Source organism: Sphingobium sp. (assembly GCF_003248505.1).
Classification (GTDB): domain Bacteria; phylum Pseudomonadota; class Alphaproteobacteria; order Sphingomonadales; family Sphingomonadaceae; genus Sphingobium.
In genome coordinates, this window is the sequence record NZ_QFOA01000003.1 from 1 (window position 1) to 26,019 (window position 26,019).

Annotated in this window: 28 protein-coding genes; 15 read left to right on the plus strand and 13 right to left on the minus strand. The window is 65.4% G+C overall.

Annotation, left to right across the window (positions count from 1 at the left end; all coding sequences use genetic code 11):
• Window positions 1-487 (plus strand): ankyrin repeat domain-containing protein (locus DI606_RS01895; RefSeq protein ID WP_293979358.1); only part of this gene is annotated, 487 nt, incomplete at its 5' end.
• Window positions 488-505: 18 nt separating this feature from the next.
• Here DI606_RS01895 and DI606_RS01900 read toward each other — a convergent pair.
• The 11 genes from DI606_RS01900 to DI606_RS01950 all read right to left on the minus strand — a co-directional run bounded on the left by DI606_RS01900 (window position 506) and on the right by DI606_RS01950 (window position 7,605).
• Window positions 506-1,000: an MmcB family DNA repair protein gene (locus DI606_RS01900; protein ID WP_293979360.1), complete on the minus strand. Its 495-nt coding sequence runs from the start codon at window positions 998-1,000 to the stop codon at window positions 506-508.
• 112 nt (window positions 1,001-1,112) lie between these two features.
• Window positions 1,113-1,760, minus strand: a complete 648-nt coding sequence (locus DI606_RS01905; RefSeq protein WP_293979362.1) for a cell wall hydrolase — start codon at window positions 1,758-1,760, stop codon at window positions 1,113-1,115.
• Between the two features lie 179 nt (window positions 1,761-1,939).
• Window positions 1,940-2,281 carry a DUF1491 family protein gene (locus tag DI606_RS01910; protein ID WP_293979364.1) on the minus strand — a complete coding sequence of 114 codons (342 nt, stop codon included), beginning with the start codon at window positions 2,279-2,281 and terminating at the stop codon, window positions 1,940-1,942.
• The gene (locus DI606_RS01915) at window positions 2,271-2,759 is read right to left on the minus strand and encodes a PaaI family thioesterase (RefSeq protein WP_293979366.1); all 489 of its coding nucleotides are present in this window, start codon (window positions 2,757-2,759) and stop codon (window positions 2,271-2,273) included. Before DI606_RS01915 ends, DI606_RS01910 begins: the two co-directional genes overlap by 11 nt.
• A complete protein-coding gene (locus tag DI606_RS01920) occupies window positions 2,719-3,186 on the minus strand; it encodes a PTS sugar transporter subunit IIA (RefSeq protein WP_293979368.1) in 468 nt (155 codons plus the stop codon). The genes DI606_RS01915 and DI606_RS01920 overlap by 41 nt, the downstream gene beginning before the upstream one ends.
• A 181-nt stretch (window positions 3,187-3,367) precedes the next feature.
• Window positions 3,368-3,961: a ribosome-associated translation inhibitor RaiA gene (gene raiA, locus DI606_RS01925; protein ID WP_293979369.1), complete on the minus strand. Its 594-nt coding sequence runs from the start codon at window positions 3,959-3,961 to the stop codon at window positions 3,368-3,370.
• A 78-nt stretch (window positions 3,962-4,039) separates the two neighbouring features.
• Window positions 4,040-4,732 carry a DNA polymerase III subunit epsilon gene (dnaQ, locus tag DI606_RS01930; protein ID WP_293979371.1) on the minus strand — a complete coding sequence of 231 codons (693 nt, stop codon included), beginning with the start codon at window positions 4,730-4,732 and terminating at the stop codon, window positions 4,040-4,042.
• 32 nt (window positions 4,733-4,764) lie between these two features.
• Complete coding sequence (coaE, locus tag DI606_RS01935) at window positions 4,765-5,358, minus strand: dephospho-CoA kinase (protein ID WP_293979373.1); 594 nt, start codon at window positions 5,356-5,358, stop codon at window positions 4,765-4,767.
• Window positions 5,355-6,182, minus strand: coding sequence for a shikimate dehydrogenase (gene aroE, locus DI606_RS01940; RefSeq protein ID WP_293979374.1), 828 nt, complete (start codon window positions 6,180-6,182; stop codon window positions 5,355-5,357). Before aroE ends, coaE begins: the two co-directional genes overlap by 4 nt.
• Window positions 6,179-6,784, minus strand: coding sequence for a Maf family protein (locus tag DI606_RS01945; RefSeq protein WP_293979375.1), 606 nt, complete (start codon window positions 6,782-6,784; stop codon window positions 6,179-6,181). The genes aroE and DI606_RS01945 overlap by 4 nt, the downstream gene beginning before the upstream one ends.
• Window positions 6,781-7,605: a pyruvate, water dikinase regulatory protein gene (locus tag DI606_RS01950; RefSeq protein WP_293979376.1), complete on the minus strand. Its 825-nt coding sequence runs from the start codon at window positions 7,603-7,605 to the stop codon at window positions 6,781-6,783. The genes DI606_RS01945 and DI606_RS01950 overlap by 4 nt, the downstream gene beginning before the upstream one ends.
• A gap of 290 nt (window positions 7,606-7,895) precedes the next feature.
• Between DI606_RS01950 and hemE the strand changes: the two genes are divergently transcribed.
• Entirely contained in the window at window positions 7,896-8,939 is a 1,044-nt protein-coding gene (gene hemE, locus DI606_RS01955) for a uroporphyrinogen decarboxylase (RefSeq protein WP_293979377.1), read from the plus strand.
• Between the two features lie 13 nt (window positions 8,940-8,952).
• Entirely contained in the window at window positions 8,953-9,393 is a 441-nt protein-coding gene (locus tag DI606_RS01960) for a CopD family protein (protein ID WP_293979379.1), read from the plus strand.
• 8 nt (window positions 9,394-9,401) lie between these two features.
• Here DI606_RS01960 and panC read toward each other — a convergent pair whose 3' ends face one another.
• Entirely contained in the window at window positions 9,402-10,247 is an 846-nt protein-coding gene (gene panC, locus DI606_RS01965; RefSeq protein ID WP_293979381.1) for a pantoate--beta-alanine ligase, read from the minus strand.
• 107 nt (window positions 10,248-10,354) lie between these two features.
• Between panC and DI606_RS01970 the strand changes: the two genes are divergently transcribed.
• The 12 genes from DI606_RS01970 to DI606_RS02025 all read left to right on the plus strand — a co-directional run bounded on the left by DI606_RS01970 (window position 10,355) and on the right by DI606_RS02025 (window position 23,259).
• The gene (locus DI606_RS01970) at window positions 10,355-11,161 is read left to right on the plus strand and encodes a division plane positioning ATPase MipZ (RefSeq protein WP_293979382.1); all 807 of its coding nucleotides are present in this window, start codon (window positions 10,355-10,357) and stop codon (window positions 11,159-11,161) included.
• Complete coding sequence (locus tag DI606_RS01975; protein WP_293979383.1) at window positions 11,161-11,583, plus strand: DnaJ domain-containing protein; 423 nt, start codon at window positions 11,161-11,163, stop codon at window positions 11,581-11,583. The genes DI606_RS01970 and DI606_RS01975 overlap by 1 nt, the downstream gene beginning before the upstream one ends.
• A complete protein-coding gene (gene pgmG, locus DI606_RS01980) occupies window positions 11,580-12,956 on the plus strand; it encodes a phosphoglucomutase/phosphomannomutase PgmG (RefSeq protein ID WP_293979385.1) in 1,377 nt (458 codons plus the stop codon). Before DI606_RS01975 ends, pgmG begins: the two co-directional genes overlap by 4 nt.
• Before the next feature lie 394 nt (window positions 12,957-13,350).
• Window positions 13,351-14,652, plus strand: a complete 1,302-nt coding sequence (locus DI606_RS01985) for an OmpP1/FadL family transporter (protein WP_293979387.1) — start codon at window positions 13,351-13,353, stop codon at window positions 14,650-14,652.
• Window positions 14,653-14,704: 52 nt separating this feature from the next.
• Window positions 14,705-15,862, plus strand: a complete 1,158-nt coding sequence (ispG, locus tag DI606_RS01990; protein ID WP_293979389.1) for a flavodoxin-dependent (E)-4-hydroxy-3-methylbut-2-enyl-diphosphate synthase — start codon at window positions 14,705-14,707, stop codon at window positions 15,860-15,862.
• Window positions 15,863-15,890: 28 nt separating this feature from the next.
• The gene (locus tag DI606_RS01995) at window positions 15,891-16,772 is read left to right on the plus strand and encodes a DMT family transporter (RefSeq protein ID WP_293979590.1); all 882 of its coding nucleotides are present in this window, start codon (window positions 15,891-15,893) and stop codon (window positions 16,770-16,772) included.
• The gene (locus DI606_RS02000) at window positions 16,769-17,257 is read left to right on the plus strand and encodes a GNAT family N-acetyltransferase (protein ID WP_293979391.1); all 489 of its coding nucleotides are present in this window, start codon (window positions 16,769-16,771) and stop codon (window positions 17,255-17,257) included. Before DI606_RS01995 ends, DI606_RS02000 begins: the two co-directional genes overlap by 4 nt.
• A gap of 142 nt (window positions 17,258-17,399) precedes the next feature.
• Window positions 17,400-19,724: a DNA translocase FtsK 4TM domain-containing protein gene (locus tag DI606_RS02005; protein WP_293979393.1), complete on the plus strand. Its 2,325-nt coding sequence runs from the start codon at window positions 17,400-17,402 to the stop codon at window positions 19,722-19,724.
• Window positions 19,725-19,987: 263 nt separating this feature from the next.
• On the plus strand, window positions 19,988-20,623 hold the full coding sequence (locus DI606_RS02010) for an outer membrane lipoprotein carrier protein LolA (protein ID WP_293979395.1): 636 nt from the start codon (window positions 19,988-19,990) through the stop codon (window positions 20,621-20,623).
• Between the two features lie 277 nt (window positions 20,624-20,900).
• On the plus strand, window positions 20,901-21,701 hold the full coding sequence (locus tag DI606_RS02015) for an exodeoxyribonuclease III (RefSeq protein ID WP_293979397.1): 801 nt from the start codon (window positions 20,901-20,903) through the stop codon (window positions 21,699-21,701).
• Window positions 21,698-22,759, plus strand: coding sequence for a GTP cyclohydrolase II (gene ribA, locus DI606_RS02020; RefSeq protein WP_293979399.1), 1,062 nt, complete (start codon window positions 21,698-21,700; stop codon window positions 22,757-22,759). The genes DI606_RS02015 and ribA overlap by 4 nt, the downstream gene beginning before the upstream one ends.
• Window positions 22,756-23,259: a L,D-transpeptidase family protein gene (locus DI606_RS02025; protein ID WP_293979400.1), complete on the plus strand. Its 504-nt coding sequence runs from the start codon at window positions 22,756-22,758 to the stop codon at window positions 23,257-23,259. The genes ribA and DI606_RS02025 overlap by 4 nt, the downstream gene beginning before the upstream one ends.
• Here the strand turns inward: DI606_RS02025 and DI606_RS02030 are convergent.
• Window positions 23,256-26,018, minus strand: coding sequence for a [protein-PII] uridylyltransferase (locus DI606_RS02030; protein ID WP_293979402.1), 2,763 nt, complete (start codon window positions 26,016-26,018; stop codon window positions 23,256-23,258). The genes DI606_RS02025 and DI606_RS02030 overlap by 4 nt on opposite strands.
• Window position 26,019 lies beyond the last annotated feature (1 nt).

Genomic DNA, 26,019 nt, shown 5'->3' on the forward strand with positions numbered 1-26,019 from the left:
GCAGAAAGTCACCGACCTGATCCAGAAGCCCGGATCCACCGTCATCAACAGCCGCGACGTGAGCACCGGGCAGAATGCGCTGCACATCGTCGTCGCCCGCCGCGACGCGACCTGGCTCACCTTCCTGCTCGCCAAGGGTGCCAATCCGAACCTGGCCGACACCGGCGGCAACACGCCGCTGATGAATGCGGTGCAGGGCCGGTTCGAGGATGGCGTGCGCACGCTGCTGGCTTACAAAGCGCAGGTGGACAAGGCGAACGACAGCGGCGAAACCCCGCTGATCCGCGCGGTGCAGCTACGCGATGTGGGCCTCGTCCGCCTGCTGGTGGCGCAGGGCGCGAGCCCGGACAAGCGCGACACCATAGCGGGCATGTCCGCGCGCGACTATGCGCAGCGGGACAACAGGACGCCGGGCCTTATCGAGGCGCTCGACGCGGCGAAAAGCAGCGAGAAGCCATCCGGGCCGGTACAAGGCCCGGTGTTCTGAACGAAAGATGCCGCTTGGCTACCAGCCCAGTTCGGCGGCGTGATCGGGATCGCTGATCGCAGTCAGCCGCCGGGCCGCCCGGCGCGCGAAGCGCAGCGTTTCAGCCTTGCGCCGGGCTGCCGCCAGCGGCTCTACCGGCGCGGGGCGGACGAGTTCGGCATCATATTGATCCGCAACGATCAGGCCCGTGCGCCCTGGCCACAGCGCCTCGCTGTCGAACAGGCCAAGGTCGAACCCTGAAGGAACCGCCCAGAAGAAGCGGTCACAATAGTCGAAATAATCCGGCCATTTCATGTCGCCCAGCAGGTCGGCACGGCTGCACTTGATTTCCACGATCGTCAGCCGTCCCGCCCCGTCGATTGCCATGATGTCGGCCCGCCGCCCGTTGGGCAGGGGTACTTCGAGCAGTCCGCTCATGTCGTGGCGATAGAAAAGCCTCAACGTACCGCGCGCCACGGCAAGCGCCGTTCCGTCCGTGAGGGGCGAGCAGGCATCGGTCAGAGCGGTATCCATGCCTGCATCATTAGAACAGGATGAGAACAAAAGAAAAGGCCGATTCGGGATCGCTCCGAACCGGCCTGTCGCATTTCATTAGTCGAAACGGCGCGCCGCCCGGCGCGACCGGTCAGCGATAGAAGATGTGATTGTCGATCGACGCAAGCCGGGTCTTGCCCCAGCCGGGCGACACGCGGCGGGCGTGGAAATAGAGCGCGCCCTCGGCGAGGCTATCCCATTCGTCTTCCGTCGCGATCTGTGCGATGGCGACGGCTTCGCGCCAGCTGCGGCTTTCGGTGCGGATGGGGGGCATGCCGCCGCCGCGCACGAAGCTGAACTGGCTGGGCTGGTAGACGACGCCGCACAGGCTGCTGGCGAAGCGACCCGACTTGGCACGGTTGATGATGACGCGGGCGACGGCCAGCTGGCCTTCCAAGCTTTCACCCTTCGCTTCGAAATAGACGGCTCCGGCCAGGCACTTCATGTCGCCATCCAGCTCCTCGGGGACGCCTTGGGCATCGACCAGAGCAGCGAGGCTGTGTGCGGGAACTTCGGAGGGGTTGGAATGGTTATGATCGCCAAGCGACTGCGTAACTTCGCGCGGCGTGGCGAAAACGACAGCGGACGAACCGGCTGCGGGCGCTTGCGGAAGCATGCTGGAGATGGAAACTGCCGACGGGATCGCTTCCCCCGCGATCGACATGTCGGACGCCGTGGCCGCGGCGATCGCGGACAAGGCAAAGGCCGCGGTGATCGCGGCTTTCAAACGGAAACTCATTTCGACTCAAAATAAGGCGGTTCTTGGCCGGAACGTCGATTTTCCACCCATATTCTTGCTCGACGTCCTGCCGCCTCCCGTCTGCGTGTTTACCGCGCCCGCCCCCCGATGGGCGAATGCGACAACCTGCGCGTTGGCGTGCCGGGCGCTCTGCCCGGACCGTGACGGGGAGTCAACGATCAGCAGATCGTTTCAGCGGCGAACCGTTCTGCATCCGGGATGTCGAGTTCCACCACCCACAGGTCGGGGTCGGATCGCCGGCGACGCCCCAGATATTGATCGAGCGCATCGGGCGACTCGTCCATGGAGGGTCCGCACCGCATCAGCCCATAGCCGCCCCGGCCGTCGGCCACGCGTTCGAAGAGCCCACAATAGCGCCCTTTTTCAAGTGCCTGCACCAAAATAACGCCGCTGATCTCATCGCCTTTCGCGATGACCGTGGCAAAGCCGCCCTGCGCCGCGACGCGTCGCCGCAACGCCCCGACCAGCATTGCGCTGGTCAACCGGGCGTCAGCCGCCATAGCCAGGCAGCGACGAGAGGGGAAATTGCGAGCGCATGAACGTGCCCGTGCCGCGCCCGACCTCTTCCCCGTCCGAATCGATCAGACTCGCTTCGGCGACATAGACCCGCCGCTTGCCGCTGATCCACCGGCCTTCTGCCCGGAGTCGGCCCGGCCCCACCGGGCGGGTGAAGAGAAGGTTGAACGCCGTCGTCAGCAGGAATCGGTCGCTCACCAAACTGTTGGCGGCGTAGAAAGCCGCGTCGTCCAGCATTTTGAAATATACAGTGCCATGCACCGCCCCGGCCGCGTGGAATTGGCTTTCATCCACGTCGAAATCTATGATGGATCGTCCGGCCTGCGGGATCGACAACTCCGACCGGAACAACCGGTTGATCGGTGCCGAACCATAAAGCTGCTCCAGCGCCCGGAAATGCGCCTCCTCGCCGGTCAGGCCCTCAGGCGGCGTCACGCGCGCCCGCGCCCGAAAGCAACGCATGAAGCGCGCCCGTAGATTTGGCACCCCGCAAGCGCGTCACCACCGCTTCGTCGCGCAGGTAGCGCGACACACGCGCCAGCGTTTTCAAATGCTCGGCGCCGCTGTCGACCGGCGACAGGAGTGCGAAAACGACATCGACCGGCGCATCGTCGACAGCGTCGAACGGCACTGCCGGTTCCAGCAGCACGACCACACCGCACAGGCGGTCGAGGCCCGCGATCTTGGCATGGGGGATGGCGACGCCACCGCCAAAGCCGGTCGATCCCAATCTTTCCCGTTCGAACAGCGCATCGCCCACCTCGTCGGCGTCAAGGCCGTAGGCGCAGGCCGCAAGCGAAGCGATCTTCTGGAACAGCGCTTTTTTTCCATTGGCGGCAACGCCCGTGCCCAGCGCTTCAGGCGAAACGATGTCGTTGAAATCAACCATGATCAATCCGAAACCGGCGGGGCGCGCTGACGAAAGGAGCGCATCTTTCCCCGAGCTGTGAAAGCCCGGCCCCATAAGCTGCCTGCGGGTTGAGGTCAACAGCGGCTCCGGGCGGAGGAGGGGGCGGCAGGCCGCTCCCTCCCTGTCGGACGCCCGGCTTTTCACCGGCGTCCGGCCTGTTTCATGCGCGCGGTTCGACCCAGCCGATGGTGCCGTCATGGCGACGGTAGACCATGTTGTAGGCTGCCGTGCCCGCATTCAGGAACAGCAGCGCATTGGTGTTGCGCAGGTCCAGCATCATGACAGCATCGGACACGCTGGCTTCGGGAATGTCGACGCGGGTTTCGGCGACGATCAGCGGCGCATCCTGCGCCTCTTCCTCCTCGCCGCCACCGGCGAAGATGGTGTATCCCGCCCCGTCGATGTCATCGACGGTGGCGAAACTGGCGCGCTGCGCTTCGGCGGCGGCGGCCTGCGCGCTGCGATCCTTCAGGCGGCGCATGTAGCGGCGCAGCTGCTTTTCGATGCGATCTGCGGCCTGGTCGAAAGCGGGATGCGCGTCCTGCGCCTCGCCCGCGCCCTTGAGGATGAGGCCGGTCATCACATGGCAGACAATGTCGCAATGGAACGCGCCGTGGGGAGCGTTGCGAAACGTAACCTGAGCGGAAAGCGCGCGGGAAAAATATTTCTCGGCAACGGCCTGTAAACGATCGGTGACGTGGCTCTTGAGCGCGTCGCCCGTTTCGACCTGATGTCCGGAAACACGAATATCCATATGCCTTCTCCTTATTCTTGCCGACCGCCAGGACGGCGGCCGGGTTCATTCGGGAGGCATAGGCCGCTTAATAAGGGTCTATGCCTCCTGCAACCAGAGCGGCTCCTTCAGCGTCGCGATAAACGCCGCATGCCGCTCCAGCTCTGCCGCGCTGGCCGCAAAGACCCGCGCAGGACGCACAGGGCGAACCACGGCATCCGCCGTCAGTTCCACCCTGACGATCTCTTTGTCCTCCTCCTGTCCAAGACCGAGGCCGATCTGCCGACCGCCGGTCAGTTCGATATAGAGTTGCGCCAGCAATTCCGCGTCGAGCAGCGCGCCGTGCTTGATGCGATGGCTGCGATCGATGCCATAGCGGGTGCAGAGCGCGTCGAGGCTGTGCTTTGCGCCGGGATGCATCTGCCGCGCGATGGCGACGGTGTCGATCATCCGGTCCATCGCGACTTCGGGATGGCCGCACAGGCGCAGTTCATGGTTGAGGAAGCCGAAATCGAAGCGCGCATTATGCGCGACAAGCGGACTGTCCTCCAGAAATGCGAGCAGGTCGAGCGCACCCTTGGCGAAAACCGGATGCTTGGCGAGGAAGTCGGCGGACAGCCCGTGCACGGCGAAGGCGCCCGCCGGCATGTCGCGTTCGGGATGATAATAAGCATGAAAAGTGCGCCCGGTCGGCACCCGATTGATCAGTTCTATGCAGCCGATCTCGACCATCCGGTCCCCGGATGCCGGATCGAATCCTGTCGTTTCGGTGTCGAAAATAACCTCGCGCATCGCCTCTTCGCATCGACTCTTGGGACTGACCCTTATCGACCTGTCTTGGCCCCAAGGCAAGCGACCAGACGGCGCACCTGTGCCTGCGTCGCGGTGAATGTGGTGCCGGTATGGACGATATGATCGGCGCGGCGGCGCTTTTCCGCGTCGGGGGTCTGCAGCCGCAGGATCTGCCGGAACTTCCCTGCCGTCATCCCCGGTCGGGCCAGCACCCGCTTGCGCTGTTTCCACGCCGGCGCTGTGACGACGATCACGCCGTCGAGACGCGTGCGACCACGCGTTTCGAACAGCAGCGGAATGTCGAGGACGACGAAGCGGCGCGACCGGTTGCGGCGCAGGAAGCGGGTGCGCGCGGCCTTGACGGCCGGATGGACGATCGCTTCGAGCGCACGCCGTTCGACCGGATGACCGAACACCGCCGCGCCCAGCTTCGCCCGGTCGACGCCGTGCGGGCCGATCGTCCCGGGAAAGCGCGCCTCGATCGCGGGAAGCAGCGCGCCGCCGGGGCCCTGCAAGCGATGGACTTCGGCGTCGGCGTCGAACAGCGGCACGCCCAGACGGCGGATCATCGCGGCGACCGCCGACTTGCCCATGCCGATGGAACCGGTCAGTCCGTAGACCTTCATTCCTCGCCCGACAGCAACATCGCGCGCAGTTCGCCGTCCAGTTCACGCGGAGCCTGCGCATCGAAAAAGATATCGAAGGCGAGCGCTGCCTGCCCGATCAGCATTTCGAGCCCATCGAGCGTCTTCAGATCGTGGGCGCGCGCGGCTTTCAGCAGCCCGGTTTCGAGCGGCGCATAAACGATATCGTAGACCGTCGCACCGGTCGGCAAAGGCGACAGGTCCAGATCGAGGATCGGTTGCCCCACCATGCCGAGCGAGGTCGAATTGACCAGCAGGTCGACCGGCGGCAGCGTGTCGGCCATGCCGATCACCCGACCCCGGACACCCGCGCGGTCGAGCAGCGCCTGCCCCTTGGCCGCATCGCGCGCCATGACGGTGATGTCGCCCACGCCCAGGCTGGTAAGCGCGAACAGGATCGCGCGCGCCGCGCCGCCCGCACCGACCAGCACGGCGCTCTGCCCCTTCCATCTGTCGCGCAGCAACGGCTGGAGGAATCCGCCCGCGTCGGTGTTGGTGCCGATCAATGGCCCGCCCGTTTCGCTCGCGATGGTGTTGATCGCGCCGATCCGTTCCCGCACGCCGCCCGGATCGTCGACATAATCCATCACCGCGATCTTGTGCGGAATGGTGATGTTGCAGCCCAGCCAGTCGGGGTCCGCGCGCCGCCGCAGGAAATAGCTGCCGAGGTCCTCCGCCCGCACATGCGTCTTGCGATATTCCGCTTCGATCTGGAGGGCATTCAGCCAGAAATTGTGGATCAACGGCGATTTGCTGTGGGCAATCGGATCGCCGATGACTTCGGCATAGGGAAGGACGTCGCTCATGCCGCAAGAACGCCGCGTATGCGCAGAAAGTCAAGAAGAGGCAGCAGCGGCAGGCCCTGAATCGCGAACTGGCTGCCCTCGACGCGGGCGAACAGTTGCGCGCCCGGCCCTTCGATCCGATAGCAGCCCACGCACCAGCGCAGTTCATCCCAGTCCGCGTCCAGGTAGGCATCGATAAAAGCGTCGGACAGCGGTCGCACCGTCATGCGCACGCGTTCGATATGGCGCCACAGGACATCGCCGTTCAGAGCCACCACCGCCGCGCTGTGGAGGTGATGGACCCGACCCGACAGACGCTGGAGGATGCGGCGCGCGTCGTCGCGGTTCACCGCCTTGTCGATCATCTCCCCGCGATCCTCGCCCTCGCCGATGGACAGCGTCTGGTCGCATCCGAGCACCAGCGCGCCCGGCACGCGCCGCGACACCTTGAGCGCCTTCAATTCCGCCAGCGCATCGGCCAGTGCGCGGGCGTCGAGGCCATCGGCGCGCAGCGCATCCTTGGCCGCGTCCTCGTCCACTTGCGGAGACAGCGCCTCGAACGGCACCTGCGCTGCGGTCAGCATCGCGCGGCGGCTGGCGCTTTGGGAGGCGAGGACGATCATCCTTCCGCCTCCGCCAGTTCCCGGTCGTTGAACAGGTTGATGATCGCGGCAGCCGCTTCCTCGATCGACCGGCGGGTCATGTCGATCACCGGCCATCCGTTGTCGGCGAACATGCGCCGGGCGAAGGCCAATTCCGCCTGCACCTTGTCGATATCGACATAGGCGGTTTCGGGTGCCTGGTTGAGCGAGAGCAGCCGGTTGCGCCGGATCTGGATCAGCCGCTCCGGGCTGATCGTCAGCCCCACGACCATCGGATGCCGCAACGCATAGAGGCTGCGCGGCGGCGGGGATTCGGGGACGAGCGGGATGTTAGCTGTCTTGTAGCCCCGATTGGCGAGGTAGATGGAGGTCGGCGTCTTGGACGCGCGCGACACGCCTGCCAGCAGGATGTCGGCTTCCTCCCAATTTTCATGACCCACGCCATCGTCATGCGCAATGGTGAACTGGATCGCCTCGATCCGCGCGAAATAGGCTTCGTCGAGGATATGCTTGCGCCCCGGGCGCGTGCGCGTTTCCTGCCCCAGGATGTTGGACAGCGCGTCCGCCACGCTGTCGAGCGCCGCGACATGGGGCAGGCCCAGCGCCCGGCACCGCGTTTCCAGCCGCTTGCGCAAAAGATGATTGGTAAGGGTAAAGAGCACAAGGCCGGGGTTGGCGGCGATTTCCTCCATGATCCGGTCGAGATGGACTTCGGACCTTACCATCGGCCAGAAATGGCGGATCGCCTCGACATTCTCGAACAGACCGATCGCCGCCTTGGCGATATTCTCCAGCGTCTCGCCGGTGGAGTCGGAGAGGAGATGCAGGTGGATGCGCGCCATGGGATATCTCTGTGAGGGGGCTGTGGATAAAGCAAGGGATGAAATTGTGGATAGATTATCCCCTCCTCCTTGTCCCCGAAGCCCGGAATCTTGTCCACAGCCCTCCCACAGGCCGGTTTTTCCATACACAGCCTGTGGATAACGGGGATAACCACCCTGACTCGGACAGCTAAGCGCCACCCGTCCGAGTCAAGTTGTTGGCAAATTCGGGGACTGCGCATAAACCCCGCTGCCAACGGAGCATCTATCTCCATCAACCTTTGAATCTAAATAATGAAGAGAGAGTGGAGATGCGCGAAGACGCCCCTGCCGGCCGGACCGGGAAGCCCCTGCTCGATGTGCTGAGGGGACACGTCGCCGCGATCCCGCCGATGTGGCTCATGCGGCAAGCCGGGCGCTACCTGCCCGAATATCGCGCGCTCAGGGCGCAGAAGGGCGGCTTCCTCGAACTGGTCTACGACAGCGAAGCGGCAGCGGAGGTGACGATCCAGCCGCTGCGCCGGTTCGGCTTCGACGGGGCCATCCTGTTTTCCGATATTCTGATCGTCCCCTATGCGATGGGGCAGGATCTCTGGTTCGAAGCGGGCGAAGGGCCGCGCCTCGCACCCATTGTCGCACAAACCGACCTGTCCGCCCTCACGCCCGACTTCTCGCGCTTCGAGGCCGTGTATGAGACGGTGCGACAGGTGAAGGCCGCGCTTGATCCGTCGGTCACGTTCCTCGGCTTTGCGGGCAGCCCCTGGACCGTCGCCACCTATATGGTCGCAGGGCAGGGCAGCAAGGATCACGGGCTTGCGCGACGCATGGCCTATCAGGAGACGGACCGCTTCGCCGCGCTGATCGACGCGATCGTCGAAGCGACCGTCACCTATCTGTCCGGTCAGATCGCAGCGGGTGTGGAAGCGGTGCAACTGTTCGACAGCTGGGCCGGCAGCCTTGCGCCCGCGCAGTTCGAACGCTGGGTGATCGAACCCAACCGACGGATCATCGAAAAGCTCAAGGCCATCCATCCGGGTGTGCCCATCATCGGTTTCCCCAAGGGCGCCGGTGCGAAGCTGGCCGATTATGCGCGGCGGACAGGGGTCGATGCGGTAGGCGTCGACGAAACGATAGACCCGCGCTGGGCTAACGAAACGTTACCCGAAGGGATGCCGGTGCAAGGTAATCTCGATCCGCTCGCCCTGATTGCGGGGGGCCGGGCGGTCGAGCAGGCGGTGGACACGATCCGCGCCGCCTTCGCCGGGCGACCGCACATCATGAACCTTGGCCATGGCATATTGCCCGACACACCCATTGCGCATGTCGAAGCGTTGCTTAGCTATGTGCGGCAATAAGGAGCTCTGACCTATGGCCTATCTCGGCGCTGCCTATCTGTGGATCAAAGCGGCCCATGTGATCTTCGTCATCTTTCTGATGGCGGGGCTTTTCATGATGCCGCGCTTCTTCGTCTATCACCAGGAAACCGCGCCGGGATCGCCCGAGGACCGCAAATGGGTGGAGCGCGAAACGCGACTGTTGAGGATCATCCTCAACCCCTCGCTGGTGCTCGTCTGGCTGTTCGGCCTGATGCTGATGGTGGAGATCGGCGCGTGGAGCTTCGGCTGGTTCCACCTGAAGCTGCTCTTCGTCCTTGGCCTTTCGGCCTATCATGGCTGGATCGCGGGCTATGTAAAGAAGCTGGCGCGGGGCGAGCGACCGCTTACCGACCGGCAGCTGCGGATGATGAACGAAGTGCCCGGCATCGCTGCCGCGGTGATCGTGATCGCGGTGATCGTGAAGCCCTTTTAAGGGGAGCCTCAGGCCGGATCGACCGCGATATTGTCGATAAGGCGCGTCCTGCCCAGCTTTGCCGCCCCGAGCAGGCGGGCGGGGCGATCCGCCGCATGCATCGGCTCCAGCGTGGCTGCGTCGCACAGCGTCACATAGTCGACGGGATCGAAACCGCTCGCGGCCAGAGTCGCCACCGCTTTCGCCAGTGCGGCTTCCACCGGCTCACCCTTTTCGATCTGCCTTTTGGCTTCGCCCAGCGCGCGCGGGAGCGCCAGTGCGGCCTTGCGCTCCTCGTCGCTCAGATAGGCGTTGCGGGAGGACAGGGCGAGGCCGTCTTCGGCCCGCTGCGTCGGCAACCCGACGATCTCTATGTCGAGATCGAGGTCGGCGACCATGCGGCGGATGACCGCGAGCTGCTGGTAATCCTTTTCGCCGAAGATCGCGACATCGGGTCGCACCTGGTTGAACAATTTGGTGACCACCGTCGCGACACCGTCGAAATGGCCGGGCCGGGCCGCGCCATCCAGCCCCTCGCTGACGCCCGAAACGCCGATGCTGGTGGCAAAGCCGGTCGGATACATGACATCGACGGTCGGCGCCCAAAGAATGTCCACCCCGGCGGCGGACAACATCTGCGCGTCCTTCGCCTCACGCCGGGGATAGGCGTCGAGGTCTTCGCCCGGTCCGAACTGCCGGGGATTGACGAAAATCGATACGACGACATGCCGCCCGTGTCGCCGCGCTTCCTCCACCAGCGCCATGTGCCCGTCATGCAGCGCGCCCATCGTGGGCACCAGGACCAGCGGCTTTCCGTCGCGTCTCACCATTTCCACAGCAGAGCGAAGGGCAGGAACATCACGCAGCGTTTGCACGGGGACAAGGGCTCCGATAAGGGCGTTGGAAGGGGGCTATCCTGCTAAGGCACGGGCCGGCGGGACCGTCAACACAGTTTGCGACAACAGGGATCATCACGCGACCAATGGCCAACGCGCAGCCGCATCTCATCGTCTTCGCCAATGAAAAGGGCGGCACGGGCAAATCGACGACGGCGGTGCATACCGCCATCGCGCTGACGACGCTTGGCCACAGGGTCGGGATGATCGACCTCGATCCCCGCCAGCGCACCGTCACCCGCTATATGGAAAATCGCGCCGAAACCGCGCGGCGTCGCGGCATCGAACTGCCTGCGCCCGATTTTGCGGTGCTGAAGGGCGACAGCATCGACGCGCTGGAGGCGGAATCGGCGGCGGTGGCGGCGGGGAAGGATTTCCTGATCGTCGATACGCCGGGACGCGACGATGCCTTCGCCCGGCACATGGCCGCGCGCGCCAACACGCTGGTGACGCCGATGAACGACAGCTTCGTCGATTTCGACCTTATCGGGCAAGTGGACGCCGAAACCTTCAAGGTCCGCCGCCTGTCCTTCTATTCCGAACTCATATTCGAAGCGCGCAAGACGAGGGCCAAGGCGGACGGCGTCTCGATCGACTGGGTTGTGTTGCGCAACCGCGTCCAGCATCATGATGCACGCAACAAGAAGCGGGTGGGCGACGCACTTATGGAATTGTCGCGCCGCGTCGGCTTCCGCGTGATTCCGGGCCTGTCGGAACGCGTGATCTTCCGCGAACTTTTCCCCTCCGGTCTGACCCTGCTCGACAAGGGGCATCTGGGCGACCTTGGCGTCAGCCACATCGCCGCGCGCCAGGAATTGCGTGAGATGGTGTCGGGCCTCGCGCTCCCCGCCCACGACGGGGCGGCGTCGATGGATATGCTCGGCGCGGCCTGATGGGCCTTCTGGCGCTGTTGCTCGCGGGCCTTGCGGTCTGGCTGATCTGGACGGGAAAGCTGCAACGCATGAGCGCGAAGGACGGCATGGTGCTGGGCGCGGCGCTGGTCGGCGCGGTGCTGGCGGCGAAGGGCAAGCCGGCGATCGGCGCGCCGTTGCTGGTGGGCGCGGCGCTCTTCTTCGCAAAACAGGGCAAGCGCCGTGCCAAGCGCCCCGTGCCCGCTGCGGCGCCCCGTGCCGATACGATCGCGCAGGCGCGCGCGCTGCTGGGGGTAACGCCCGATGCGGACGCCGTCGCGATCCGCTCCGCGCACCGTCGCCTGATCGCATCGGTCCATCCCGACAAGGGGGGCACCGAAGCGCTCGCCGCCCAGATCAACGCTGCGCGCGACATTCTGCTGGCCGATCGCGCCGAACCATGAGCCACCTGTTCCATCCCGCCGTGTTGCGCGAATATGACGTGCGCGGCACCGTGGGGAAAACCCTGCATGAGGCCGACGCCCGTGCAATCGGTCGCAGTTTCGCGACGGTAGTCGCCCGCGCGGGCGGTCGGCGGCTGGCGGTCGGCTATGACGGAAGGATCAGTTCGCCGATGCTGGAGCGCGCGCTGGTCGATGGCGTCACGCAGGCCGGTATCGACGTGGTGCGCATCGGCCTCGGTCCGACGCCGATGCTATATCATGCCGAAATGACAGGCGATGTGGATGGCGGGATACAGATAACCGGCAGCCATAACCCCGCCGACCAGAACGGCTTCAAGCTGGTGCACGCCCATGCGCCCTTCTTCGGCGCGGATATCCAGCGCCTTGGCGACATGGCGGCGCGGGGCGACTGGGACAGCGGATCGGGTCGGATCGAAAGCGCCGACATGCTCGAACCTTATGTCGCGCGGCTGATGCAGGGCTTCGACGGGCGTCCCCTGCGCGTGGGCTGGGACGCAGGGAACGGCGCGGCGGGGCCTGCGGTCGAACAATTGACGCAGCGCCTGCCCGGTGAGCATCACCTGCTCTTCACCCAAGTCGACGGTCGTTTTCCCCATCATCATCCCGATCCTGCCGTAGACGCCAATCTTGCCGATCTGCGCGCGCTGGTCCTTTCCAGACGGCTCGATTTCGGCGTGGCTTTCGATGGCGATGGCGACCGGATCGGAGTGATCGACGCAGAGGGACGCGCCATTGCGGGCGACCGCCTGCTCGGCATCTTCGCCGCCGATATGGTTCGGGCTCATCCCGACGCCCGGATCGTGGGCGATGTGAAGACCAGCCAGACCATATTCGACCGGATCGCCGCGGTGGGTGGGCAGCCCGACATGTGGAAGGCGGGGCACAGTCATATCAAGTCCAGAATGAAGCAGATTGGCGCGGTGCTGGGCGGGGAAACGACCGGGCACCTCTTCTTCGCCGACGATCATCCGGGCTATGACGACGCGCTCTACGCGGCCGTCCGGCTGATCCGCCTCCTGTCCGCCTCTGCTCGCCCCATCTCGGCCCTGGCCGCTGCGATGCCGACAGGCGCGATCACGCCGGAACTGCACATCGCCGTCCCCGATGAGGCAAAGTTCGGGATCGTGGACGCAGTGGCTACTCGACTGCGGCGCGCGGGTGCGGATGTCGTCGATCTGGACGGCTTACGCGTGCGCACCGCCGACGGCTGGTGGCTTCTGCGCGCATCGAACACGCAGGGCGCGCTGGTCGTGCGTGCAGAGGGGCGGGATGCCGCCGCGCTCGCGAATCTGCTTGCGGAGGTCGAGTCGCACCTTGCCGATACGGGTCTTTCGCTGCCCACCGGTCCATAAAATTTCATCAGGGAAAAGTTTTATCGCGCAACTTTCCCTTACGGAAACCGAAGCGTCGCGTTACGATTGCAAATAATGCAATCGACCCCCCGTTTTTCGCATTTGCGGCAGGTCATGCTGCGCTGCAAAAGGGACGGGCCTTTCAGGCATCCTCTCCTAAAACTTCAAGGCCGCCCCTCCGGGCGGCTTTTTTTTGCCCTTTCGATACCGGTCCATGCACTTGACGCCGTAGCGTCAAGCCGACCTGCCCGCGTAACGATGCCCGGACGGCCTGCGTTCGGCGCTGGAAATCCCCTGCAACCTTCCGTAAACGGCAACTTGCAAGGCCGCTCGCGCATCGGTGCCCCCGTCGCATGGCCCAACGAAAGTCGCGTTTTCCAGCAGAGGATCTGCCATGTCCCTTCATCGTCGCTTCGCCTCCAGCCTTCTCGCCACCTTTGCGCTCGCGGCGCCGGGCAGTGCCTTCGCTGGCGGTTTCTATCTTCAGGAACAGTCGCCGATCGAGACCGGGCGTGCCCTGTCCGGCGGTGCCGCAGCGGGCGACGACCCTTCCACCATCTATTTCAACCCTGCCGCGATGACGCAGCTTCAGGGGATTCAGCTGTCGGCGGGCGGCTCTGCGCTGATGCCCTCGGCGCGGCAGAGCAATCGCGGCACCTCCCGCTCGGTTCCTGGCTCGACCCTGCGCGTGCCGGTGCAGGGCAATGACGGCGGCAATCCGTTCGAAAGCGTGATCCCGGTCCCCAGCTTCTACGCCAGCGCGCAGATCAGCGACCGGCTCTGGCTCGGTCTCGGGGTCAACGCGCCTTTCGGCCTGAAGCTGGAATATGAAGACGGTTTTTTCGGTCGGTACGACTCGCTCTACACCGATCTTAAGACCTACAATATCCAGCCCTCTTTCGCCTACAAGCTGACCGACCGCCTGTCCGTGGGCGGTGGCGTCGACGTGCAATATGTGAAAGCGACGCTGACCAACGCGCTGCCGCAATTGTCTCCGCTCGTACCCACCGACGGCTTCGCCAAGCTGAAGGGTAACGACTGGTCGGTCGGCTGGAACGCAGGGCTGTTCTACACCACCGGCGACACCAATTTCGGCGTGCATTTCCGCAAGGGCATCAACCAGAAGCTGGCGGGGACGCAGACCGTGTCCGGCCTGGTGGGCCCGATCGCGGCAGGCAACGGCAGCTTCGCGGCCACCGCGCCGCTCAACCTGCCCGACATCGTCACCGTGTCGATGATGCACAGGCTGACCCCCAGCCTGCGCGCGATGCTGACCGGCAAATGGTACAACTGGTCCAAGTTCAAGGGCATCGCCATCACCTCCGCCGCCGGCACCACCAACAAGGAACTGGACTATCGCGACAGCTATTCGGTCAGCGCGGGCGCGGAATATGACGTCAGCCCTGCGCTGACGCTGCGGGCGGGCACGATGTTCGACCGCACCCCCACCAATCCGCAGCATCTGACGACGCGCGTGCCCGATGGCGACCGCGTCTGGCTGACCGGCGGCGCGACCTTCAACATTTCGCCCGCTGCGGCGCTCAACGTCAGCTACGCCCACACCTTCGTCGAAAAGGCGAACATCATCCGCCCCGACAGCTATTTCCCCGCCCCCGCGACGGTCACGGCGACGACATTGGCGCAGACGAGCGGCAATGCGGATCAGGTGGCGGCGTCGGTCACGCTGCGCTTCTAATATCGCCCGCGAATGACTATAGGGGCTTCGTATCTTACGGAGCCCCTTTTTCATGTCCGACCATAATCCCGGCCTTCGCCCCTGGCGCGACATCGCGCGCCGCCAGAGCCGCCAGATCATGGTCGGCGACGTGCCCGTGGGCGGCGACGCGCCTGTGACGGTCCAGACCATGACCAACACGCTGACGCACGATGTGCGCGCGACGGTCGACCAGATCCGCCGGTGCGAGGATGCGGGCGTCGACATCATCCGCGTGTCCTGCCCGGACGAGGAATCGACCGCAGCGCTGAAGCAGATCGTGCGCGCCGCCCGCGTACCGATCGTTGCCGACATCCATTTCCACTATAAGCGCGCGCTGGAAGCGGCGGATGCGGGCGCGGCCTGCCTGCGCATCAATCCGGGCAACATCGGTTCGCAGGCGCGGGTCAGGGAAGTGGTGGACGCGGCCAAGGCCAATGGCTGCTCGATCCGCATCGGCGTCAACGCAGGCTCGCTCGAAAAGGATCTGCTCGAAAAATATGGCGAGCCTTGCCCCGAAGCGCTGGTCGAATCTGCGCTCGATCATATCAAGCTGCTTCAGGACGAGGATTTCCACGAATATAAGGTCGCGGTGAAGGCGAGCGACGTGTTCCTCGCCGTCGCGGCCTATATGCAACTGGCCGAAGCGGTCGATTGCCCGCTCCACCTCGGCATCACCGAGGCGGGCGGCCTCATCGGCGGGACGGTCAAGAGCGCCATCGGTATCGGCAACCTGCTCTGGGCCGGGATCGGGGACACGATCCGCGTTTCCCTCTCCGCCGAACCCGAAGAGGAAGTGCGCGTCGGCTACGAAATCCTGAAATCGCTCGGCATACGCACTCGCGGGGTCAAGGTGATCTCGTGCCCGTCCTGCGCGCGGCAGGGTTTCGACGTGATCCGTACCGTCCAGGCGCTGGAAGAACGGCTCCAGCATATCCATACGCCCCTGTCGCTGTCCGTGCTGGGTTGCGTCGTCAACGGCCCGGGCGAAGCGCGCGAAACCGACATCGGCCTCACCGGCGGGGGCGCGGGCAAGCATATGGTCTATCTGTCGGGCCTTACCGATCATACGGTGCAGGACGAAGGCATGATCGATCATATCGTGGCTCTGGTCGAAGCCAAGGCGGCCGAGATCGAGGCCGCCAAACTGGAATCCGACACCACCGACGCGGGTAAGGTCGCGGCGGAATAAGGCGGCGCGACCGGTGGCCGCGCGCGGTATCGCCATTCCCTTCGCCGTCTGTTGCCTGGGTGTCGCGCTCTTTTCGGTGATGGACGCGACGATGAAGGGGCTCAGCCTGTCCATCGGCCTCTACAACGCGTTGTTCTGGCGCGCCGTCACAGGCACCGTGTTCGGCCTTGCGCTGATGCTGCTGACGCGCCAGCGTTGGCCGGTCGCGGCGGTACTGCGCATCCACGTGCTGCGCGGGGTTGTGGTCGCGGCGATGGCGGCGTTGTTCTTCTGGGCGATCATGCGGCTGCCCCTGGCCGAAGCCATCGCCCTGTCCTTCATCGCGCCGCTCATCGCGCTCTATCTCGCCGCCCTTTTGCTCAAGGAGCATGTCGGGCGGCAGGCCATCGGTGCGTCGCTGCTGGGGCTGGTGGGCGTCGGCGTCATCCTTTCGGGCAAGCTTTCGGGCAGCTATGCGCCAGATGCGCTGACCGGCGCGGCGGCGGTGCTGGCATCGGCCGTGCTCTTTGCCTGGAACCTCATCATCCAGCGGCAACAGGCGCAGGTCGCGTCCCCGATCGAAGTCGCCTTTTTCCAGCATCTCGTCATGCTCGGCGTGTTCGCGCTGGGCGCTCCGCTACTGGTCGCGACGCCGCCGCTGCACGCGCTGCCTCTCGTGCTGCTGGCAGCGACACTCGCCTTCACGTCGCTGGCGGCGCTGGCCTGGGCCTATGCCCGGGCGGAGGCGCAGCGGCTCATACCCGTCGAATATAGCGCGTTCCTGTGGGCCGCGATCATCGGCTGGCTGGCTTTCGGCGAGCGGGTGACAGGGACGACGCTGGCGGGCGCCTTGCTGATCGTCGCCGGGTGCCTTATCGCCGCGCGCGCAAAGCGGGCGGACCTCGCCCATGTGGAGGCAGGAGCGGTATGAGCGACATCGGCATCAGGGACGCACGGCCCGAAGATATCGACACGATCCTGACCTTCATCCGCGCGCTCGCCGACTATGAGCGCCTCACTCACGCGGTGAAGGCGGATCGCGATATGCTGGCGCGGCATCTGTTCGGGCCGCGCCCGATGGCCGAGGTGCTGATCGCCGAGCACGAGGGCGCAGCGGTCGGCTTCGCGCTCTTCTTCCACAATTTCTCGACCTTCGAAGCGCGGCCGGGTATTTACCTCGAGGACCTGTTCGTGCTGCCGCAGGCGCGGGGGCTGGGCGCGGGCAAGGCGCTGCTCGCCCGCCTTGCAAGCCTTGCGATCGAGCGCGACTGCGCCCGGCTCGAATGGTCGGTGCTCGACTGGAATGCGCCCGCCATCGCCTTCTATCGTGCGCTGGGGGCGCAGCCGATGGACGAATGGACGGTGCAGCGGGTGGACGGCGACGCGCTCTTTGCGCTGAGTTCTGCTGCGGGGTAGGCAGGGGGCGATCCCGGGACGGTTCCCCGTCTACCGCCTCTAGCCTGCCCGCCGCGACGAGCCGCCGCTGCCCACCCTTGACGCAGACTCCCGCCTCGGCGCATTGTGCCGAAACGGAACATTTGGGGGACACAAGCAGATCATGGCCGTCGGGCGCACCGTCAAGAGACAGCCGGAATGGCGCGAAATGCTCAAGCGCAGCCTTATCCGCAGCGGCGCGCTGATCGGCGCGCTGACGCTCATCGCCGCCACGCTGTTCCTCGCTCTCGCGCTGTTGAGCTACGCGCCGAGCGATCCGTCGATGAACACGGTCGCAGGCGATCAGGTCGCCAACATCATGGGGCCGCCGGGCGCGTGGGCCGCCGATTTCCTGCTCTGGCTGCTGGGCGTGCCGGTCGCGCTGATCCTTCCGCTGATGGCGATCTCCGCGCGGCGGCTGTGGGGCGATCAGGACATGAGCGGGTGGAAGGGGCAGTTCGGCAAGAGCCTGCTCGGCATCGCCCTTGTCGGCATCGCGCTTTCCCTGTTCCAGACCGAACCGCTCGTCGGCCTGCCCGCCGGGTGGGGCGGGGTCATAGGGCTCGTCACCGCCAAGGGCATCGCCAGCCTGACCGCGCAGGCCCCCGTCGCGGCGCCCTGGATCAAGGGCGTGCTGATCGTCGTGGCGCTGATCGCGGGTTTATTCTGCTGGTATCGCAGCCTCGCGCTCGAAAAGCCGATCATCGCGCTGCGCCGCCCGACACTTCCCCGCCTCAGCCTGCCGAAACCGGCTCTGGCGCTGGCGGGACCGTCGCCGCGCGAAGAGTTTTTCGACGAGGACGACGAACCGGCGGAGCGAGTCATCACGCCACGGCGACAGGTGTCGAACGAGCCCAAGCCGCCCATCACCATCCAGACGCCCAAGCCCGCGCCGACCCAGCGCGCGATGGCCCCGGTCAGCCAAGACGATCTGTTCGGCAACAGCTCGCTGCCCTCGCCCGACCTTCTCAATCCCATCCCCGCCAACCAGGGCGGCAAGATCGACAAGGCTGCGTTGGAACGCAACGCCCGTCTGCTCGAATCGGTACTCGACGACTTCCATGTGAAGGGCAACATCACCGAAGTGCGCCCCGGCCCGGTCGTCACCATGTACGAACTGGAACCCGCGCCCGGTATCAAGGCGAGCCGCGTGATCGCGCTGGCCGACGACATCGCTCGCAACATGTCCGCGCTCTCGGCGCGCGTCGCGACCATTCCGGGCCGCACCGTCATCGGCATCGAACTGCCCAACGCCCATCGGGAGGGGGTGTCCTTTCGCGAGCTTATCACGTCGGAACAGTTCGGGCAGGAAGCGACCCTGCCGATCATTCTGGGCAAGAATATCTCGGGCGAACCGATCATCGCCGATCTGGCGCCGATGCCGCACCTGCTGATCGCGGGCACCACCGGGTCGGGCAAGTCGGTGGGCCTCAACGCCATGATCCTGTCGTTGCTCTACCGCATGACGCCCGATCAGCTGCGGCTCATCATGATCGATCCCAAGATGCTGGAACTGTCGACCTATGACGACATCCCGCATCTGCTCGCGCCCGTGGTGACGGAGCCGAGCAAGGCGATTCGCGCGCTCAAATGGGCGGTGGAGCAGATGGAGGATCGCTATCGCATGATGGCGTCGATCTCGGTCCGCAACCTCGCCAACTATAATGAGAAGGTCCGCGCCGCCAAGGCGAAGGGCAAGCCGCTGGGTCGTCGCGTCCAGACCGGCTACGACGCAGAAACCGGCAAGCCCATCTATGAGGAGGAGCAGCTCGACTTCCAGCCGCTGCCGCAGATCGTGGTGGTGGTGGACGAACTGGCCGACCTCATGATGACGGCGGGCAAGGAAGTCGAATTCCTGATCCAGCGTCTGGCGCAGAAAGCGCGCGCTGCGGGCATCCATCTCATCCTCGCCACGCAACGGCCGTCGGTCGACGTCATCACCGGCGTCATCAAGGCGAACCTGCCGACCCGCATCAGCTTTTTCGTTACCAGCAAGATCGACAGCCGCACGATCCTGGGCGAACAGGGCGCGGAACAGCTGCTGGGCAAAGGCGACATGCTTTATATGCACGGTGGCAAGGGGCTGATGCGCGTCCATGGCCCCTTCGTGTCCGACGACGAGGTGCGCGTGGTCGCCGATCACTGGCGCGCGCAGGGGCAGCCCGACTATATCTCCGCCGTGACCGAGGAGCCGGAGGAAGGCAGCTTCGCGCTGGACGGCGTCGACCTAGGCGACGACAGCCCCGACGCCCAGCTGTTCCGCAAGGCCTGCCAGCTGGTGTTCGAAAATCAGAAGGCGTCGACCAGCTGGCTGCAACGCCAGTTGCGCGTCGGCTACAACAGCGCCGCCCGCCTCATCGAGCGCATGGAGGAAGAAGGGCTGGTCGGCCCGCCCAACCATGTGGGCCGCCGCGAAGTGCTGCGCGATGAAAACGGCAATCCGATCTGATGGACCGACCGGCGATTGCATATTACGCAACCGCAACAACGTCGTTCGCACTTGCAGCATAACGCGCTGCCCCGCATAAGGAACGGGCCTTTCAGGCATCCTCTCCTAAAACTTTCGGGCCGGTCTTCGTGATCGGCCTTTTTTTTGGGTGCTTCACCGACGCTCGCGCCAAAAATGTTGCTACAACGGAACGACCGGGTTCACAGCGGGTTCAATCGCCACGACCTAGAACCCCGTTTCCCACCATCATGGAGTCGATCCCGATGAAGCGCATCATGGCGCCCTTCATGCTTGCCCTGTCCGTGCCGGCCATGACGCTGGCCGGTGCGGCCATAGCGCAGCAGCAGCCCCAGTCCGATTTGGCGAAGGTGCAATCCTATATCCGCGCCGTCACCACCATGACCGCCGATTTCAGCCAGACCGACCGCAACGGCCAAACGCTGACCGGTCAGTTGACGCTCAGGCAACCGGGCAAAATCCGTTTCCAGTATCAAAAGGGCGTGCCGCTGCTGATCGTGGGCGACGGCAAGGCGCTGACCGTGATCGACTATGACGTGCGTCAGGTTCAGCGCTGGCCTATCGGCAATTCGCCGCTGGGCGCGCTGATCGACCCGTCGAAGGACCTGTCGAAATTCGGCAAGGTGATCGCGACCGACGATCCGTCCATCCTCAGCGTGCAGGCGCGCGATCCGCGCCGTCCCGAATTCGGCACCATCACCATGATCTTCAAGCGTGACGCTTCCGGTCCGGCAGGGCTGACGCTCTATGGCTGGGTATCGCTCGATTCGCAGAACAATCGAACTGCCGTCCGCCTTTCCAACCAGCGCTATGGCGTGCCGGTCGCGGATTCGGCGTTCCGCTGGACCGATCCGCGTCCGCGCGGCCGATCCGGAGGATAAAAAGAGCCTTGGGGGAGACGAACGGAAAAAGCGCCCTTTTCGTTCATCCAGCGCTCATATGGATCGCGCTATCCAAACATCCACGGCGCGAGAGACCACCGGGATTTTCCCCCCTGTTACCCGGTTTCCCCTTCGCGTCGCAAAGCGCTTCAAGGGCGCGATCGAGACCCCCGTTCCATGCCCCCGGAGCGGGGGTCTTACTTTGTGCGTTCTCGCGCCGCCCGCCGGACCTTGCGACCGCTTGCGCAACGATGCGCGCGCTCCTAGGTGGCTTGGCATGGCCGACACGCTCTCCATCTGCTCCTGGAACATCAACAGTGTCCGGGCGCGCATCGACATCGTCGAACAGCTGCTGCGGGACGAAGCGCCCGATGTCCTGTGCCTTCAGGAAACGAAGGTCGTAAACGACATCTTCCCGACCGACATGTTCCGCCGCATGGGCTATGTCCATCAGGTGCTGAACGGCCAGCGGATGCACCATGGCGTCGCAATCTTGAGCAAGGTGCCGATGTGGGAGGACGACCGGCTCGACTGGCAGGCCAATGGCGAAGCGCGCCATGTCGGCGTCCGGCTCGACAACGGCGTGCGGATCGAGAATGTCTATGTCCCCGCCGGAGGCGACGTGCCCGACCGCACGGTCAATCCCAAGTTCGGCCAGAAGCTCGATTTTCTCGAACGCATGATCGAATGGTCCGGCGCGCTCGACGACAAGCCGACGATCCTCACCGGCGATTTCAATATCGCTCCGCTCGAATGCGACGTGTGGAGCCACCGCCAGCTGCTCGACGTGGTCAGCCATACGCCCATCGAATGCGAAACGCTGGCCCGGCTTCAGGCGTCCAACGACTGGGTCGACATCGGTCGCCACTTCCATCCCGCGCCCGCCCGGCTCTATACCTGGTGGAGCTATCGGGCGAAGGACTGGGCGGCATCCGACCGGGGGCGGCGGCTCGACCATATGTGGATGACGCGCGACGTGGCGGAAAAAGCGGTCAGTCACCGCGTCGTCGAATCCGCGCGCAGCTGGGTCAAGCCGTCCGACCATATTCCCATCATTACCGAGTTCGCCTTCCCATGACCGGCCGGACCGCCGCCCGGGCCATCGACGCGCTGCGCCGTGGCTGGCCGATCCGCCTGCGGGCGGGCGACGGTGCCCTGCGGCTGATGGCGGTGGAGGGGGCGGACGCTGTGACGCTGGCGGATTTCGATCCTCTGGGCCGCGCCGACATCCTCATTTCCGCCGCGCGGGCCGAAACGCTGAAGCTTGCGAACCAGCTTGCCGCCGCCGATCCCGATTTGCCCGTGCTGCTGGAGCGCGCACCGTGGATCGACGCGGATGTGGCGACGGCCATTTCCGATCCGGTGCTCGATCTCGCGTCGCCGCTCAAGGGCCCGTTCCGTGCGCTCCCGCTTGTGGCGCCCCATGCCGCCGCGGCGGCCTTGCGGCTCGCCCGACTGGCGGGCATCCTCCCCGCTTTCTTCGTTGCCGCCACCGATGGCGGGGTCGAAGTAGATCTCGATACGCACGATATCGCGACCTATGACGATGCTGTCCATCTCGCTGTCGCGACTCGCGCGCGCCTGCCCGTGGCCACCAGCGAATCTGCGGAAATCGTTGCCTTCCGCAGCCCCGACGAACCGCGCGAACATGTCGCGCTGGTGATCGGGCAGCGCGACGGGACCCCGCCCGTCATCCGCATCCACAGCGAATGCCTGACAGGCGACGTTCTGGGCAGCCTCAAATGCGACTGCGGGCCGCAACTCCACGATGCGTTGAGCCAGATCGCCGACGCCCGCTGGGGCATCCTTCTCTACCTGCGGCAGGAGGGACGGGGCATCGGCCTCGTCAACAAGCTGCGCGCCTACGCGCTTCAGGATCAGGGGTTCGACACGGTCGACGCCAATGTCCGCCTGGGCTTCGCCATCGACGCGCGTGACTTTTCGGTGGCAGCGCGGATGCTCGACCTTCTGGGCGTACGCGCCGTGCGGCTGCTGACCAACAATCCCGACAAGGTCGCGGGGCTGGAGGCGGCGGGGATTGAGGTGGTCGAACGGCTGCCGATCATCCTGCCGACCAATCCGCATAACGAACGCTATCTCGCCACCAAACGCGACCGCACCGGCCACCAGCTGTGAATGTCGTGCGGGTCGCATGCGCTTCGGGCCGCCTGACCTTCGGCGACCTCGACATGCTTTGCACAGTCGGGCGCGGCGGTGCCTGCGCCGCCGACGCGAAGCGGGAGGGCGACGGTTGCACACCGGTCGGGCGCTGGCCCATTCGCGCCGTTTTGCTGCGCCCCGACACAGCCGCGCCGCGCGGCATTCGTCTGCCGTGGCGCTGGGTGCGGGCGGGGGACGGCTGGTCGGACGATCCGGCGGACCCCGCCTACAACCGTCCCGTGCGGCTGCCGCGCGGCTTTTCCGCGGAAACTCTGATCCGCGCCGACGATGCCTACGACGTGATCGTGATCCTCGGCCACAACGACGCACCGCCCCGGCCGGGTATGGGCAGCGCCATCTTCTTCCATCTGTCCGAAGGCCGCCCCACCGCCGGATGCGTCGCTGTGGACAGGGCCGACATGTTGCGGCTGTTGCCGCTGCTTCGTCCGGGCGACGTCATGGACATCGTCGCCTAGGCCATTTCCAGCGCCTGGCCGACGTCGCTCCCCGCGCCCTCCAGCAGGCGGCGCTCCAGCGTCTGCAACCGTGCCTTGCTCTCGATCTTTCCGCCCAGCAGGTCGGTGACGTAAAAGGTATCGACCGCGCGCTCGCCATAGGTGGCGACATGGGCGCTGTGCACCGTGACCTTCGACTGGAACAGCGCATTGGCAAGGCTGAACAGCAGCGCGGGCCGGTCGCGGGCGTTGACCTCGACCACGGTGAAGCGGTTCGACGCCTTGTTGTCGATCAGCACATTGGGTTCGATGCGGAACGCTTCGGCTCGCGTGCGGGGCAGGGGCCGCGCCGACAGCTTGGTGATGAGGCGGTGCCGGTTGGACAGCGAATCCTCGATCGCGTTGCGGATGCGGGTCAGCTGGTCAGGGCTGTGGAACGCGCCGCCCAGCGGGTCCTGCACCAGGAAATTGTCGATGGCGACCCCGTCGCGCGTGGTATGGATGCGCGCGTCGATGATGTTGCCGCCCGCCAGATGGATGGCGCCTGCGATGCGGTAGAACAGCCCCGGATGGTCGGCGGCATAGACGGTGACGAGTGTCGCCCCGCGCTGCGGATAATAATGCGCGGCGATCGACAGCGGCGCATCGCCCGCCGCCAGCATATGCTGGGCATTGTGGATCAGGATGTCGTCGGGTTCGGCGATCCAGTAGGATTCGGGCAGCCGCGCGCTGAACGCGGCGAACTCCGCCTCGTCCATGCCCAGCGCCGCGCGCAGCCCATGCTGCTTGGCGACGACCCGCTCACCCCGGCCCTTCTGCTTGTGGCCAAGGCGCAGCACTTCTTCCGCCGCGTCGTAAAGATCGCCCAGCAGCTGCCGTTTCCAGCTGTTCCAGACGCCCGGGCCCACCGCGCGGATGTCCACCACGGTCAGGCACAGCAGCAGCCGCAGCCGCTCCGGGCTTTGCACCACGTCGACGAAATCGAGGATCGTCTTGTAGTCGGCCAGGTCGCGCTTGAACGCGGTCGCCGACATCAGCAGGTGATAGCGCACCAGCCAGGCGACCGTTTCGGTTTCGGCAGGGGTGAGGCCGAGGCGCGGACACAGATGTTCGGCGACCTCCGCGCCCAATACGCTATGATCGCCGCCGCGACCCTTGGCGATGTCGTGCAGCAGCACCGCGACATAGAGCACCCGGCGCGACAGGATCTTGCCCATCAGTTCCGTCGCGAGCGGATGGTCGGTGCCAAGTTCCCCTTTTTCGATTCGCGCCAGCAGCCCGACCGCGCGGATCGTATGCTCGTCGACCGTATAATGGTGATACATATCGAACTGCATCTGGGCGACGACGCGGCGGAAATCGGGAACGAACCGTCCGAACACGGTCGATTCGTTCATCCAGCGCAGCACCGTTTCGGGATCGCGCGGTGAGGTCAGGACATCCATGAACGCCATGTTGGCGCGGGGATCGCGTCGCACCTTGGCGGTGATGAGGCTCGCGTCCCTGCTCGCCGCGCGGATCGCGCTGGGGTGAATCTGGAGCCCGTGGCGATCGGCCACCGCGAAAATCTCCAGCATCCGCACCGGATCCTGCTGAAAGAAATCGTCGCTCGGCAACGCCAGCCGCCCCCGTTCCAGCACGAAGCCGTCGAGCTTCTTGGGCCGACGGAACATCGCGGGAATGTAGCGCCGCCCCCTGGGGCCCATCTGGTCGTCCAGGTGCGCCAGGAACACCGCCGTCAGGTCGCCCACCGTCTTGGCGTTCAGGAAATAATAGCGCATGAACCGCTCTACCCCCGACTGACCCGCCCGCGCGGTAAAGCGCATCCGGGTCGCGATCTCCAGCTGGAGGTCGAAGGTCAGCCGGTCTTCGGCGCGGCCCGTGATGGTGTGGAGGTGGCACCGCACCGCCCAGAGGAAATCCTCCGCTTTCTGGAACTGGCGAAGCTCGCTCTGCGTCAGCAGGCCGACACCGACCAGTTCCGCGACCGAACGGACCCGGTTCACATATTTGCCGATCCAGAACAGCGTGTGCAGGTCGCGCAACCCGCCCTTGCCTTCTTTCACATTGGGTTCGACGACATAGCGGCTGTCGCCCATGCGCCGGTGTCGATCGTCGCGCTCCTCCAGCTTTTCGGTGACGAAGGCGCGGGCATTGCCCTGCATCACTTCCGCGTCGAAGCGGGTGGAGGTTTCCTCGTAAAGCGCGCGATCGCCCCAGACATAGCGCGCCTCCAACAGGGCGGTGCGTACGGTAAGGTCGCTCTTGGCCATGCGCATCGTCTCGTCGACCGAGCGGCTGGAATGCCCGACCTTGAGGCCCAGGTCCCAGAGCGAATAGAGCATGGATTCGATGACCTGCTCGCTCCATCCGGTCGGCTTCCACGGTGTGATGAAGCCGATGTCGACATCGCTGTGCGGCGCCATTTCGCCGCGGCCATATCCGCCCACCGCAATGAGCGCGATCCGCTCGCCGGTGCTGCGGTCCCCGGAAGGATAAAGATGATGGGTGGTCGCGTCGTACAGCAGGCGCAGAATCTGATCGATGAGGAAGGCGAAGGCAGTCACCGTCTCGCGCCCGCGCGTGGGCCTGGCCTCCAGCCGCCGCGCGACCTCCGCCCGGCCTTCCTCCAGCGCGGCCTTGAGTTCCCGCACGATAAGCGCGCGCAATTGCAACGCATCGCCCCCCTGCTCCTGCGCGAGGGCGTTGATCCTGTCGGATATGGCCCGCCGGTCGATGATGGCGCGGCGCGCGCCGAGGGCGGGGAACTGCATGACCATG

Bases quoted from the DNA above. Each gene is read 5' to 3' on its own strand.
- DI606_RS01900 (WP_293979360.1), bottom strand. From the start codon at position 1,000: ATGGATACCGCTCTGACCGATGCCTGCTCGCCCCTCACGGACGGAACG.
- DI606_RS01905 (WP_293979362.1), bottom strand. From the start codon at position 1,760: ATGAGTTTCCGTTTGAAAGCCGCGATCACCGCGGCCTTTGCCTTGTCC.
- DI606_RS01910 (WP_293979364.1), bottom strand. From the start codon at position 2,281: ATGGCGGCTGACGCCCGGTTGACCAGCGCAATGCTGGTCGGGGCGTTG.
- DI606_RS01915 (WP_293979366.1), bottom strand. From the start codon at position 2,759: ATGCGTTGCTTTCGGGCGCGGGCGCGCGTGACGCCGCCTGAGGGCCTG.
- DI606_RS01920 (WP_293979368.1), bottom strand. From the start codon at position 3,186: ATGGTTGATTTCAACGACATCGTTTCGCCTGAAGCGCTGGGCACGGGC.
- raiA (WP_293979369.1), bottom strand. From the start codon at position 3,961: ATGGATATTCGTGTTTCCGGACATCAGGTCGAAACGGGCGACGCGCTC.
- dnaQ (WP_293979371.1), bottom strand. From the start codon at position 4,732: ATGCGCGAGGTTATTTTCGACACCGAAACGACAGGATTCGATCCGGCA.
- coaE (WP_293979373.1), bottom strand. From the start codon at position 5,358: ATGAAGGTCTACGGACTGACCGGTTCCATCGGCATGGGCAAGTCGGCG.
- aroE (WP_293979374.1), bottom strand. From the start codon at position 6,182: ATGAGCGACGTCCTTCCCTATGCCGAAGTCATCGGCGATCCGATTGCC.
- DI606_RS01945 (WP_293979375.1), bottom strand. From the start codon at position 6,784: ATGATCGTCCTCGCCTCCCAAAGCGCCAGCCGCCGCGCGATGCTGACC.
- DI606_RS01950 (WP_293979376.1), bottom strand. From the start codon at position 7,605: ATGGCGCGCATCCACCTGCATCTCCTCTCCGACTCCACCGGCGAGACG.
- hemE (WP_293979377.1), top strand. From the start codon at position 7,896: ATGCGCGAAGACGCCCCTGCCGGCCGGACCGGGAAGCCCCTGCTCGAT.
- DI606_RS01960 (WP_293979379.1), top strand. From the start codon at position 8,953: ATGGCCTATCTCGGCGCTGCCTATCTGTGGATCAAAGCGGCCCATGTG.
- DI606_RS01970 (WP_293979382.1), top strand. From the start codon at position 10,355: ATGGCCAACGCGCAGCCGCATCTCATCGTCTTCGCCAATGAAAAGGGC.
- DI606_RS01975 (WP_293979383.1), top strand. From the start codon at position 11,161: ATGGGCCTTCTGGCGCTGTTGCTCGCGGGCCTTGCGGTCTGGCTGATC.
- pgmG (WP_293979385.1), top strand. From the start codon at position 11,580: ATGAGCCACCTGTTCCATCCCGCCGTGTTGCGCGAATATGACGTGCGC.
- DI606_RS01985 (WP_293979387.1), top strand. From the start codon at position 13,351: ATGTCCCTTCATCGTCGCTTCGCCTCCAGCCTTCTCGCCACCTTTGCG.
- ispG (WP_293979389.1), top strand. From the start codon at position 14,705: ATGTCCGACCATAATCCCGGCCTTCGCCCCTGGCGCGACATCGCGCGC.
- DI606_RS02000 (WP_293979391.1), top strand. From the start codon at position 16,769: ATGAGCGACATCGGCATCAGGGACGCACGGCCCGAAGATATCGACACG.
- DI606_RS02005 (WP_293979393.1), top strand. From the start codon at position 17,400: ATGGCCGTCGGGCGCACCGTCAAGAGACAGCCGGAATGGCGCGAAATG.
- DI606_RS02010 (WP_293979395.1), top strand. From the start codon at position 19,988: ATGAAGCGCATCATGGCGCCCTTCATGCTTGCCCTGTCCGTGCCGGCC.
- DI606_RS02015 (WP_293979397.1), top strand. From the start codon at position 20,901: ATGGCCGACACGCTCTCCATCTGCTCCTGGAACATCAACAGTGTCCGG.
- ribA (WP_293979399.1), top strand. From the start codon at position 21,698: ATGACCGGCCGGACCGCCGCCCGGGCCATCGACGCGCTGCGCCGTGGC.
- DI606_RS02030 (WP_293979402.1), bottom strand. From the start codon at position 26,018: ATGGTCATGCAGTTCCCCGCCCTCGGCGCGCGCCGCGCCATCATCGAC.